The organism is Streptomyces sp. NPDC056296, assembly GCF_042268605.1.
GTDB lineage: Bacteria > Actinomycetota > Actinomycetes > Streptomycetales > Streptomycetaceae > Streptomyces.
On sequence record NZ_JBHJRX010000026.1, the window covers coordinates 76,794 to 89,069 of the forward strand.

General features: G+C 73.0%; 9 protein-coding genes. 4 read left to right on the plus strand and 5 right to left on the minus strand.

Annotated elements, in window-relative coordinates; genetic code table 11:
• Positions 1–110: 110 nt before the first annotated feature.
• Positions 111–1,475, minus strand: coding sequence for an FAD-dependent oxidoreductase (locus ACFCZF_RS20505; RefSeq protein ID WP_376672849.1), 1,365 nt, complete (start codon positions 1,473–1,475; stop codon positions 111–113).
• 229 nt (positions 1,476–1,704) lie between these two features.
• On the opposite strand from ACFCZF_RS20505, the gene ACFCZF_RS20510 reads away from it, so the two are divergent.
• The gene (locus ACFCZF_RS20510) at positions 1,705–3,174 is read left to right on the plus strand and encodes an MFS transporter (protein ID WP_376672850.1); all 1,470 of its coding nucleotides are present in this window, start codon (positions 1,705–1,707) and stop codon (positions 3,172–3,174) included.
• Between the two features lie 37 nt (positions 3,175–3,211).
• On the opposite strand, the gene ACFCZF_RS20515 is transcribed toward ACFCZF_RS20510, so the two are convergent.
• A complete protein-coding gene (locus tag ACFCZF_RS20515) occupies positions 3,212–3,358 on the minus strand; it encodes a hypothetical protein (RefSeq protein WP_310869549.1) in 147 nt (48 codons plus the stop codon).
• A 153-nt stretch (positions 3,359–3,511) separates the two neighbouring features.
• On the opposite strand from ACFCZF_RS20515, the gene ACFCZF_RS20520 reads away from it, so the two are divergent.
• The gene (locus tag ACFCZF_RS20520; protein ID WP_375919554.1) at positions 3,512–3,685 is read left to right on the plus strand and encodes a CsbD family protein; all 174 of its coding nucleotides are present in this window, start codon (positions 3,512–3,514) and stop codon (positions 3,683–3,685) included.
• 198 nt (positions 3,686–3,883) lie between these two features.
• Here ACFCZF_RS20520 and ACFCZF_RS20525 read toward each other — a convergent pair whose 3' ends face one another.
• Both ACFCZF_RS20525 and ACFCZF_RS20530 read right to left on the minus strand, forming a co-directional pair.
• A complete protein-coding gene (locus ACFCZF_RS20525; protein WP_376672851.1) occupies positions 3,884–6,490 on the minus strand; it encodes a SpoIIE family protein phosphatase in 2,607 nt (868 codons plus the stop codon).
• Positions 6,491–6,722: 232 nt separating this feature from the next.
• Positions 6,723–9,332, minus strand: a complete 2,610-nt coding sequence (locus ACFCZF_RS20530; protein ID WP_376672852.1) for a SpoIIE family protein phosphatase — start codon at positions 9,330–9,332, stop codon at positions 6,723–6,725.
• Between the two features lie 412 nt (positions 9,333–9,744).
• Here ACFCZF_RS20530 and ACFCZF_RS20535 point away from each other — a divergent pair, with 412 nt between their 5' ends.
• Positions 9,745–11,094, plus strand: coding sequence for an endo-1,4-beta-xylanase (locus ACFCZF_RS20535; protein ID WP_376672853.1), 1,350 nt, complete (start codon positions 9,745–9,747; stop codon positions 11,092–11,094).
• Between the two features lie 300 nt (positions 11,095–11,394).
• A complete protein-coding gene (locus ACFCZF_RS20540; RefSeq protein WP_376672854.1) occupies positions 11,395–11,781 on the plus strand; it encodes an ATP-binding protein in 387 nt (128 codons plus the stop codon).
• A gap of 6 nt (positions 11,782–11,787) precedes the next feature.
• On the opposite strand, the gene ACFCZF_RS20545 is transcribed toward ACFCZF_RS20540, so the two are convergent.
• Positions 11,788–12,153 carry an STAS domain-containing protein gene (locus ACFCZF_RS20545; RefSeq protein ID WP_375919537.1) on the minus strand — a complete coding sequence of 122 codons (366 nt, stop codon included), beginning with the start codon at positions 12,151–12,153 and terminating at the stop codon, positions 11,788–11,790.
• Between the last annotated feature and the right edge of the window lie 123 nt (positions 12,154–12,276).

Sequence of the window (12,276 nt, forward strand, 5' to 3'; positions counted from 1 at the left end):
GCGAGAGGGAGGGAGGAGAGTGGGGGGAGGGGTGGCACGGAGAACCAAAGCAGGTGTGCACTCGCCTGCCGCGCCCCCCCCCCCCCCCCCCCCGCGCCGGTCACCGAGGTTCAGGCGCCGCTCTCCCGGAGCATGTCCTCGCGCTCGACCAGCTTCACGCGCTCGCGTCCCTGCGGCTCGCCCAGCGCCTTCTCCGCGGCGTCGAGCTTGTACCAGCCGTCCCAGGTGGTGAAGCGGACGTTCCGCTCGGCGAGGAAGGCGTCGACGGCCTCCGGAGCGGGCGAGGCGGGCGTCTGGAGCCTGCCGTTCGCGAAGTCGTCCAGCAGGTTGGACACCGTCTCGTTGGCGTCGCCCTTGGTGTGGCCGATCAGACCGACCGGGCCGCGCCGGATCCAGCCGGTGACGTACGTCGACTGAAGGGGCTCGCCGGACTCCTGGACGACCCGGCCTCCCTCGTCCGGGACCGTGCCCGAGTCGATGTCCCAGGGCAGCTTGGGGAGCTGGTCGGACAGGTAGCCGACGGCCCGGTAGACCGCCTGGACGTCCCAGTCCTTGAACTCGCCGGTGCCCTTGACGTTGCCGGTGCCGTCCAGCTCGGTGCGCTCGGTGCGCAGGCCGACGACCTTGCCGTCCTCGCCGAGGATCTCGGAGGGCGACTCGAAGAAGTGCAGGAACAGCTTGTGCGGCCGGTCGCCGACATCGCGGATCGCCCAGTTCTCCAGGGTCTTGGCGACCATGTCGGCCTGCTTGTTGCCGCGCCGGGTGGCGATCGAACCGTCGTCGTAGTCGATGTCCTCGGGGTCGACGATGACCTCGATGTTGGGGGAGTGGTCCAGCTCCCGCAGCTCCATCGGGCTGAACTTCGCCTGCGCCGGGCCGCGGCGGCCGAAGACGTGGACCTCCAGCGCCTTGTTGGCCTTGAGGCCCTCGTAGACGTTCGGCGGGATCTCGGTCGGCAGCAGCTCGTCCGCCGTCTTGGCGAGGACGCGCGCGATGTCCAGGGCGACGTTGCCGACGCCGAGGACGGCGACCTTCTCCGCCTCCAGCGGCCAGGTGCGCGGGAAGTCGGGGTGGCCGTCGTACCAGGCGACGAAGTCGGCGGCCCCGTACGAGCCGTCGAGCTCGATGCCGGGGACGGAGAGCGCTCGGTCCGCCGTGGCGCCCGTGGCGAAGATCACACCGTCGTAGAAGGTGCGCAGATCGTCGAGGCTGACGTCGGTCGGGTAGTCCACGTTGCCGAAGAGACGGATCTGCGGCTTGTCGAGCACCTGGTGCAGGGCCGTGATGATGCCCTTGATCCGCGGGTGGTCGGGGGCGACGCCGTACCGGATCAGGCCGAACGGGGCGGGCATGCGCTCGAAGATGTCGATGGAGACGCCGGGGTCGGCGGCCACCTCGGACTTGAGCAGGGCGTCGGCGGCGTAGATTCCGGCGGGGCCGGATCCGACGATGGCTACCCGCAGGGGGCGGGGCATGTTCAGGTTCCCTTCGAGCGGCAACAGATCGACTCTCGGGGAAGCCTAAGCTAAGGCAAGCCTAAGTCGGTACGCGGGTCCGGTCTATGAGGGCATAAGGGCGGCTTATGGGTTCTCATGGTTCGACTTTGTGACCCCGATGGCCCGGGTTTGAACACCTGGGCACGGGTGACGCAGGCGTGAGGCGCGACGAACGCGTACCGCGTCCCACCTCACGAGGGGAGCCCGCGTGCACCGTCCGGACGACCACCCGGAACCGAACCGGTGGCGGGCCCTCTGGGTGACCCTCGTCGCCGGATTCATGACCCTGCTGGACGTGACGATCGTCGCCGTCGCCCTGCCCTCCATGCAGCGGGGACTGCACGCCTCGGCGGCGTCCGTGCAGTGGGTCGTGTCCGGCTACGCCCTCGCGTTCGCCCTGACCCTGGTGACGGCCGGCCGGATCGGCGACACGTTCGGCAGGCGCCGCGTCTTCCTCGTCGCGCTGGCCGCCTTCGTGCTCTTCAGCGCCGCGGCAGGAGCCGCGCCGGGCATCGAACTGCTGGTGGTCGCCCGGCTCGCCCAGGGAGTCGCCGCCGGCAGCCTCGCACCACAGAACTCGGCACTGATCCAGCAGATGTTCCGGGGCGCGGAACGCGGGCGCGCGTTCGGGCTGTTCGGAGCCACCGTGGGGGTGTCCAGCGCGGTGGGGCCGATCGTCGGCGGTGTGATCCTGGCGCTGGCCGGTCCCGAGGGCTGGCGGTGGATCTTCTACGTGAACGTGCCGGTCGGCGTTCTCGCCCTCCTGCTCGGCTTCCGCCTGCTGCCCCGGACCGCCCCCGGTGGCCGGGGGCGGCTGGACCCGATGGGGGTGGCGCTCCTCGGGGCCGGGATCCTGGCTCTCATGCTGCCGCTGGTCCTCGCCGAGAGCGGCGGGGTGGGCAGGGTGTGGTGGCTGTTCCCGGTGGGAGCGCTCGTCCTGTTCGTCTTCGTACGCTGGGAGCGCCGCGTCGCCCGTCGCGACGGGCAGCCGCTGCTGGAACCCGGGCTGTTCACCGAGACCCGCGGCTACGTCACGGGCGCGGGCCTGGCCGCCCTGTACTTCGTCGGGTTCAGCGGGGTGTGGCTCGTGTTCGCGCTCTTCTTCCAGAACGGGCTGGGCTTCTCGCCCCTCATGTCCGGCCTGGCGGTGACCCCGTTCGCCGTGGGCTCCGCCCTGGCCGCGGCCGTGGCGGGGCGGCTGGTCGACCGGCTGGGGCGGCTGCTGACCGTCTGGGGGCTCGTCGCCGTCATGCTGGGACTCGGCACGACCGCGCTGGTGCTCTGGCTCGCGCCCGCCGAACGGGCCGCCTGGATCGCGGCCCCGGCGCTGCTGGTCGGCGGGCTCGGCAGTGGCTGTGTGATCTCCCCGAACATCACGATGACGCTGCGGGACGTCCCGGTGCGGATGGCGGGCGCCGCCGGGGGCGCCCTGCAGACGGGGCAGCGCCTCGGCGGCACCGTGGGCACCGCCGCGCTGCCGGGGCTGTTCTACCTGACGCTCAACGCCACCCACGACGACTACCACGAGGCCGTGGCCCTGTCGGTCGGGTCGGGGGTCGCCGCCATGCTGTGCGCGCTGACCGTCGCGGTCCTCGACTGGCGACGGGACCGCTCCGACCGCGCCGGACGCTGCCCGCCGGAGACGTCCCACAGCCACACCCACGCGGGTCAGGGCTGAGACGCTCCCGGCACGACGACGAACCGGCCCGGCGCGCTCAGCGGCGCTTGCCGAACTTCCGCAGCATCTCCTGGGCCTGCGCGCGGCGGCGGGGGTCCGACGCGGCCCGGCGCACCTGCTCCGTCGCCCGGCGGCCCTGCGGGCTGCGCGCGAAGCGCTTGATCCGGTCCAGCATTCCGGCCATGACGTTCCTCCGAGTCGACGACGGTCCTGCGTGTCCATCCTCCTACCCCGCGGCCCTCCGCTCACCCCGGCGGCCGTCGCCGGGTTTGACCACGCCGTCACGGGCGACCCGCTGTGCAGGACATCGGAAGCGAACGCCGTGAGGTGAGCAGTTGTGGCCGGCAATCAGAAGTCCAAGGCCAAGATGGAGCAGGCCAAGGGGAAGGCCAAGGAAGCGGCCGGACGGGCCGTCGGCAACGAGAGGATGGCCGCCGAGGGTCGCGCCGAGCAGTCCAAGGGCGACGCCCGGCAGGCCAAGGAGAAGGGCAAGGACGCGTTCCGGCACTGACACCGGAACCGACGGGCGGCACACGGGCCGCGGAACCCGGCACACGGCCGGTTCCGCGGCCCGCGCCGTGCCGGTGGGGCCGCTCGAGGGAACGTCGGGAAGGTGGGAGCCAGCCGATGTGGTAGGCGTCCCCGCACACGTGCCAGTTCAGCGGCGGGTCGAGGTCCCAGGTCGCCCTCGCGCGCGAAGACGGGCCAGTCAGGGCACCGGCTGCTCCGCCCAGATGACCTTGCCACCCGGCGTGTAGCGGGTGCCCCAGCGCTCCGCGAGCTGCGCGACGAGGAACAGGCCGCGCCCGCCCTCGTCCGTCATGGCCGCGTAGCGCAGGTGAGGTGAGGTGCTGCTGCTGTCGAACACCTCGCAGATCAGGCTGCGGTCGCGCAGCACCCGGACGTGAACCGTCTCGCCGCCGTAGCGGATCGCGTTGGTGACCAGCTCGCTCAGGATCAGCTCCGTCGTGAACGTCAGCTCGTCCAGCCCCCACTCGGCCAGCCGCCGGGTGACCTGGGCACGTACCTCGCCGACCGCCGCCGGGTCGTTCGGCACCTGCCACTCGGCGACCCGGTCCGGACCGAGCGTGCGGGTGCGGGCGACGAGCAGGGCGATGTCGTCGCCCGGCCGGTCCGGAAGCCGGGCGTCCAGGACCGTCCGGCAGGTCTCCTCGGGCGACTCGCCGGCCGTCTCCAGTGCCTGGCGCAGATGTTCGAGGCCGACGTCGATGTCGTGCTCCCGGTCCTCGACGAGCCCGTCGGTGTACAGGACCAGCCGGCTGCCCTCCGCCAGGCGCAGCTCGGTCGTCTCGAACGGGAGGCCGCCCAGGCCCAACGGCGGACCGGCGGGCACCTCGGGGAACTCCACACCCCCGTCCGGCCGGATCAGCGCGGGCGGCGGGTGGCCCGCCCGCGCGATCACACAGGTACTGGAGACCGGGTCGTAGATCGCGTAGAGGCAGGTCGCGCCGGTGACCGGGGCGGTGCCGTCGTCGGCCTCGTCCTGGTCGATGCGGCCCACCAGCTCGTCCAGCAGACCGAGCAGCTCGTCGGGCGGCAGGTCGAGGGCGGTGAAGTTGTGCACCGCCGTCCGCAGCCGCCCCATGGTGGCCGCGGCGTGCAGCCCGTGACCGACGACGTCGCCGACCACGAGCGCCACCCGGGCCCCCGACAGCGGCAGTACGTCGAACCAGTCCCCGCCCACCCCGGCCTGCGCGGGCAGGTACCGGTAGGCGATGTCCAGGGCGTTCTGCTCGGGCATCCTGCGGGGCAGCAGACTGCGCTGGAGGGTCACCGCCATGCTGTGCTCGCGGGTGTAGCGGCGCGCGTTGTCGATGGAGACCGCGGCGCGCGCCACCAGTTCCTCGGCGAGTGTCACCTCGTCCTCGTCGAACGGCTCGGGCTTGTCCGAACGCCAGAAGCTGACCACCCCGAGCACCAGGGTGCCCGCGCGCAGCGGCACGGTGATCAGCGAGTGGACGCCGTACTCCACCACCTGCGCCGAGCGTTCGAGGTCCTGCGCCTGCCAGCCCCGGGCCTCGCCGAGGCGGGGCTCCAGTACGGGCCGGCCGGTCTGCAGGGAGCGGCCCTGCGGGGAGGAGGTGACGAAGCGGATCTGCCGGCCCACCGGGTAGAGCGGGGCCCCCTCACGGATACCGCTGAGCGCGGCGCGGCGCAGCGGGGTGACGCCTCCCGGCTGGCCGCCGGCCAGCACGGTGTCGAAGAGGTCCACGCTGACGTAGTCCGCGAACCGGGGTACGGCCAGCTCCGCCAGCTCCTCGGCGGTGCGGGCGACGTCCAGGCTGGTGCCGATGCCCACGCCGGCGGCGTACAGGATGTCCAGGCGTTCCCGGGCGGTCTCGGCCCGGCCGGACAGGGCCCGCAGCTCCGTGGAGTCGCGGAGCGTGGCGACGCTGCCTGCGGGGCCGCCCCGTACGTCCGTGGGCCGCTGGTTGACCGCCAGCAACCGGTCCTTGACCAGGTGCACCTCGTCGGTGGCGACCCGTCCGGAGGCCAGCAGCTCCGCCGTGTCGTCCGGGAGCCCCAGGTCGAGGACGTGCCGTCCCTCCGCGTCGTCGGGCAGGTCGAGCAGGCGCTGTGCCTCGTCGTTGGCGAGCAGCAGCCTGCCCTCTCCGCCGGCGATGAGCACGCCCTCCCGGACGCTGTGCAGGACCGCGTCGTGGTGTTCGTACATCCGGGTCATCTCGTGCGGTCCCAGGCCGTGCGTCTGCCGCAGCAGCCGCCGGCTGACGAGCGCCGTGCCCGCCGTCGCCAGGGCCAGACCGACGCCCGCCACGATCAGCACCAGCGGCAGCTGCCGTTCGGCGGCGCCGCCCACGTTCTCCGTCGTGATGCCGGCCGACACCAGGCCCACGACCGTCCCGTCGGGCGCCTCGACGGGCACCACGGCCTGGACCAGCGGGCCGATGGTCCCCTCGATCTCCTCGGTCACCGTCTCCCCGGCCAGCGCGGGGGCGATGTTCCCCACGAACTCCTTGCCGATGCGGTCGGGCTTGGGATGGGTGTAGCGGATGCCGTCGGTGTTCATGACGACGACGAAGTCCACGCCCGTCGCCCTGCGCACCGCCTCGGCCCGGGGCTGGAGCACCGCCGTGGGGTCGGGAGCGCGCAGTGCCTCGCGGATGCCGGGGGAGTTCGCGAACGTCGCGGCCACGGCGACGGACCGGTTGCGGGCCTCGACGGTGCTGTCGTGCCGTACCTGGAGCACGAGCGCGACGGCCGCGGCCACCACGAGCAGCAGCACGATGACCACGTTCATGGCGAAGACCTGGCCGGCGACACTGCGTCCGGACATGGCCGAGCGCAATGCCGCGGCACGCCGCCGCCCTCCCTTGCCCGTCCCCCGCCGTGACCGGTCCGCGTCGCGCAGATGCCGGGCGAGCGGGCCGCTGGGACGACGGGGTGACCGCTCTCCCGATCGACCCATCAGTCGGACCATGTGCCCATGTCTACACTGCCGGGCCCGAGGAGGCGAGGGGCACCCCCCGGTGACGGAGGGGCCACCGGACCCGGGCCCGCAACGGCCCTCACCGACGACTCCCGGCCCGGTGGCGGCGGGTGGCGAGCAGCAGGGCGATGTCGTCGGGGCGGTCCGTGGTGTGCCGGGCGGTGACGACGATCCGGTCGGCGACGCCCGCCAGCGAACGGCTTCCCGGCCGTGCGGCGGGCGCACCGGCCCTGGCCAGGGCCAGCCGCAGGGCGGTGATGCCTTCGTCGATGTCGGTGCCGGGCCGTTCCACCAGCCCGTCCGTGTAGAGGGCGAGGACGGCACCGGGCTCGACGTGGAACTCCGTCAGCGGGTACGGCGCGCCGGGGTCCACACCGAGCACCACGCCGCCGGGCAGGTCCAGTGCCTCGGTGCGTCCGTCCGGGTGGCGCAGGAGCGGCGGCGGGTGTCCCGCGCGGGCCGCGCACGCCCGTCCGGTGGCCGGGTCGAGCCGGATGTAGCAGCAGCTCGCGAACAGACCCGGGTCCAGATCGGTCAGCAGGTGGTTGACGCCGCTCAGCACCTCGTCGGGCGGCCGGTCACCGAGGGCGAAGGCGCGCACGGCGCTGCGCAGTTGCCCCATCGTGGCCGCCGCCTGCACGCCGTGCCCCTGCACGTCGCCGATGACCAGGGCCATGCCGTCCCCCGAGGCGACGACGTCGTACCAGTCGCCGCCCACGTCCATGCCCTGGGTTCCCGGCAGATAGCGCCCCGCGGTCTCCAGGAGGGGATGCGCGGGCAGTCGGCGGGGCAGCAGGGCCCGCTGGAGTCCGCGGGCGAGCGCGGTCTCGGTCTCGTAGCGCCGCGCCTTCTCCATGGCGTGGGCGATCACGCCGGCGAGGGCGGTGAGCACCGCGCGCTCCTCGGTGCCGAAGCCGCGGGCACGGTCGAAGCCGAGGATGCAGGAGCCGACCCGGCGCCCGGAGGCGATCAGCGGCAGGAAGGCGCGGGCGCCCTCCGTGGCGTCCAGCGGGATGCCCGGGTACGCGGCGGCCAGCGCCTGCATCGAGTCGAAGAAGAGCGGCCGGCCGCTGGTCAGCGTCTCGACCCCGGGCAGCCGGGCATCCAGGGCCACCCCCTCGAAGGGCGCCAGGAAGCCCGGCGGGAAGCCGGTCTCCCACGCCAGGTACAGATGCCGGTCCTGGAGCAGGTAGAGGGCGAGCCGGCGGCCGCCGAACGCCGGCAGCAGTTCGCGCACGACCACGGCGGACACCTGGCGGGCGGTGACCGCCTCGGTCAGGGCCACGGCCAGCACGATGGGGCGGTACACGGGTGCCGTCGTGGCGACGACGGCCGGGCCCGGCTCCCCGGTGCCGTCCGGCGTCTCCGGTGCGCCGTGCTCGGGCGTGAGACCGGCGGACGCGTCGGCCACCCGGTTGGCGGGGCGGAGCGTGCCCGTCAGGAGATCCGGCCCGGGATGCACGGAGACGGCGAGCCAGTCCCCCTCGTAGGGCTGCGGCGTGGTCCGGAGGCTGCCGTCGGGCGGACGCCGGACATGGAAGTGGACCGGCTCGGGGGACAGCAGGGCACCGCGGAGATGATCCTCGTAGGCAGCCTGGTCCAGCCAGGGCACGGCATCCCACAGGGAGTGGCCGAGCAGCCGCGCCCGTGGCTGTCCCAGCAGCGCGGCGGCGCGCGGATTGGCGTAGACGATCGTGCCCAGCCGGTCCACGCAGAACACGCCGTCCGGCAGCAGGTCGGCCGCCGCGTCGGCCACGGCGCCGGCGGACGTGTCGCGTACGACGCCGCGCACCGGGCCGCCGAGGGGCGGCGCGGACTGCGGTTTCCACAGCTCCACCAGGAGCAGCGCACCGTCCGCGGCACGCACGTACAGGGGCAGCGGAGGAGGCCGGCCGGCGGCCGTCTGACGCAGCGCCGCGGCGATCCGGTGCCCGTCGTCGGGCGCCAGGGCGCCGGTGAGTGTGGCGAGGGAGGTGGCGGCGGGCCCGTCGGTGAGCGCGCCGAGTGAGCCGGCGGCGGGTACGTCGGTGGCGGGTCCGTCGGTGGCCGCGGCCACGCCGAGCAGGTCGCACAGCGGTTCGTCGACGGTGACGGCACCGGTGGCCGAGTCCCAGGCGAAACTTCCGGCGCGCGGCGCGTGTCGTGCGGTCGGGGGCGGCCTCAGGCACAGCGGCTCGCCGTCCCAGACGACCGGCGGGGCCCCCGGGTCCTCGTCCAGCCGTTCCAGGGCCGAGCCGAGCTCCTGCGCCAGCCGCTCCATCCGGTCGAGGCCGTCCAGCGCCTCGGCGGTGTCGGAGGCGGAGGGACGCAGGACGGTCAGGACGCCGTACGTCCGCGCCGCGCCGGTCACGGGCACGTACAGGGACCCGAACGGGAACGGCAGGCCGGCCGCGAACTGCGGATACCGGCGCATCGTCTCCGTCGCGTTGGGCAGCACCACCCGGACGCCCAGCCGGTAGGCGTCGGCGACCGGGAACGGGCTGTCGGAGTGCAGTCGCCACCAGGGCCGGAAAAGTGGCCCGGGCAGTCCGGCGAGGACGGCCAGCCGCAGCAGGCCGGGGGTGCGGGAGCGCAGGTAGATCCCGCCCACATGGCCGTCGGTCGCGCCGATGGCCTGGGCACAGGCGTCGATCAGCAGCGCCGCCAGCCGCCCGGGCATGCGGTCTGCGTCCTCGGCGCCTGCACTCATCGGCCCCACCCAGGGGGTGTCGTTTGGATCCTGCCGGGGTCGCGGGGCCTGGCACGCCCATCTGCGGCGTTGTCGTCGGTTGCCAGGGCTCCGCCCTGTCGCCCTCCTCGGCCTTGCAGCTGCACGCACCAGGCCCCGCTCGGGTCGGTCGCAAGGCACCGTTGCCCGGAGCCGGCCTGATCCAAACGACACCCCCTCGTCCGTGCGCCGTCACGCGGGCGACACAGCAAGAATGCGCCACGACACCCGGGTCGCGCACGCGGTCGGGCCGCACGGGTGACCGCGACGGGCGTTGACCTCGCGGACGGGAGTCCGTAACCTCCTCCGCGACATTCGGAAATCCTTCCGAAACTTTCGGAGTTTCCAGCCCTTCCGAACGGCCTCCGCACACCGATTCAAGGAACGGGATGACATGCGCATGACTCTGCTACGTCTTTCGAGAGCGGCCACCGCCGGGCTCGTCGCCGCCGCGGCGCTGACGGCCGCGACCCACTCCGCCGAAGCCGCCCCAGCCGCCGACACGCTCGGCTCCGCGGCGGCCGGCCAGGGCCGCTACTTCGGCACCGCCGTCGCGGCGAGCCACCTCGACGAGGCCGACTACGTCTCCACGCTGAACCGCGAGTTCACCTCGGCGACACCCGAGAACGAGATGAAGTGGGACGCCACCGAGCCCAGCCGCGGCAACTTCACCTTCGGCGCCGCCGACCAGGTCGTGGACCACGCCCGGAGCCAGGGCATGGACGTCCGCGGCCACACCCTCGTCTGGCACTCACAGCTGCCCTCCTGGGTGGGCGGCCTCGGCACGGCCGACCTGCGCACCGCCATGAACAACCACATCAACAGCGTGATGGGCCACTACAAGGGCCAGATCCACAGCTGGGACGTCGTCAACGAGGCCTTCCAGGACGGCGGCAGCGGCGCCCGGCGCAGCTCGCCCTTCCAGGACAAGCTCGGCGACGGCTTCATCGAGGAGGCGTTCCGCACCGCCCGTGCCGCCGACCCGGCCGCCAAGCTCTGCTACAACGACTACAACACCGACGGCGTCAACGCGAAGAGCAACGCGGTCTACGACATGGTCAAGGACTTCAAGTCCCGCGGCGTGCCCATCGACTGCGTCGGCTTCCAGGGCCACTTCAACAGCAACTCCCCGGTCCCCGCCGACTTCCAGGCCAACCTCCAGCGCTTCGCCGACCTCGGCGTCGACGTGCAGATCACCGAACTCGACATCGAGGGCTCCGGCACGGCGCAGGCCAACAGCTACGCCGACGTGGTCGAGGCCTGTCTCGCCGTGGACCGCTGCACCGGCATCACCGTCTGGGGCGTAACCGACAAGTACTCGTGGCGCAGTAGCGGCACCCCGCTGCTCTTCGACGGCAACTACCAGGAGAAGCCCGCTTACGGCGCCGTCCTGTCCGCCCTCGGCGGTGACGGCGGCGGCGACCCGGGCAACGGCACGGCGAGCTGCACCGCCACGTACACCAGGACCGCCGACTGGGGCAGCGGCTACAACGGCCAGGTCACCATCACCGCGGGCAGCGAAGCGATCGGCTCCTGGACGACGAGCGTCACCTTCGCCTCGCCGCAGCGGGTCCAGGCCACCTGGAACGCCACGCCCACCTGGGACGGCGGCGGCAACGTCATGACGGCGCGGCCGAGTTGGAACGGTTCCCTGGCGGCCGGCGCGTCGACCAGCTTCGGGTTCACCGTGTCGAAGAACGGCAGCGACACCGCACCCGCGGTCGGAGCCTGTACCGCCTCCTGATCCGCCCGGCGCACCGGGTCGCCCCGAAGCCAGGAGGCTCGGGGCGACTTGGTGCGCCTCGTCGCGAGACCCGGCCGTGCCCGTCGCCGACCGGGACGGCGCCCTTTCCGGCGCACTCGGCCCGGGCCTGTCCGAAAAACGGCGCGTCCGGCGGAAGTTGGGGCAAAGAGATCGTGGAAACCGCCCCGGTGCGTATCGTGAGGGACCGGGGACATGCGCTTCCCCTACTCGGCCCCGGACCGGACGGTGAGGCTCTGTATGACTCCGGCGCACAGACCCGATGCCGCAGACGCCTCGGTCGTGTCCACGGCGGTGGAGTTCAGGGGCGGATCGGCGATGATCCCGGCCTCCCGGGACGTCGTGCACGGCTTCGTCGCGCGCTTGGGCGAGAAGGGCGTGGACCTGGCCGACACCTTTCCGGACGCCGCCCGCCTGGTCGCCAGCGAGCTGGTGACGAACGCGCTCCGTCACGCGCCCGGTCCCTGCCGCCTGGAACTGACCCTGGTGGACGACGGAGTGGAGATCGCGGTGTCGGACACGGGGGACGGATTCCCCACGTTCCTGCCCCGCGATCCCCTGCGGGTCGGCCGGCACGGTCTGGAGATCGTGACGCGCCTGTGCGACGAGGTCATCACCAAGCCGCACGCGACGGGGAAGACGGTGTACGCGCGCCTGCCGCTGCGCTGACCCGGGTCAGGCCGCGAGGGCCTGCTCGACGGTCGGGTAGCAGCCGATGAGTGTGTCCACGCCCACGAGTTGCAGCACGCGCTCGACGGCGTGCTGCGGTGCGGCGAGCCGCAGCCAGACGCCGCGGGACTCGGCGGCCCGGTGCGCGGAGATGAGCACGTTTATGCCGCTGGAGTCCAGGAAGACCACCTCGCCGAAGTCGACCACCGTGCCCGGCGCCGTCTGCACACAGGACAGCAGGACGTCGCGGAGCTGACTGCTGCCGTCGAGATCGACTTCTCCGGCGAGCAGGACGAGGCTGACGCCGTCGCCCGTGGTGGTACGGGTGATCAGCAGCCGCTCCGGTACTGCCGCTCCCTCGATGTCCGCCACGCTTCCCTCACTCCTCGCATATGCCCGGCCGTCGTCGGTGGCTTGATGCTAAGGCTCCTGGGGACTCGCGTGGGCCACTTGCGCAGACCGGCGGCGCCCGGACCGGCCGTCGAGGGCTCGACG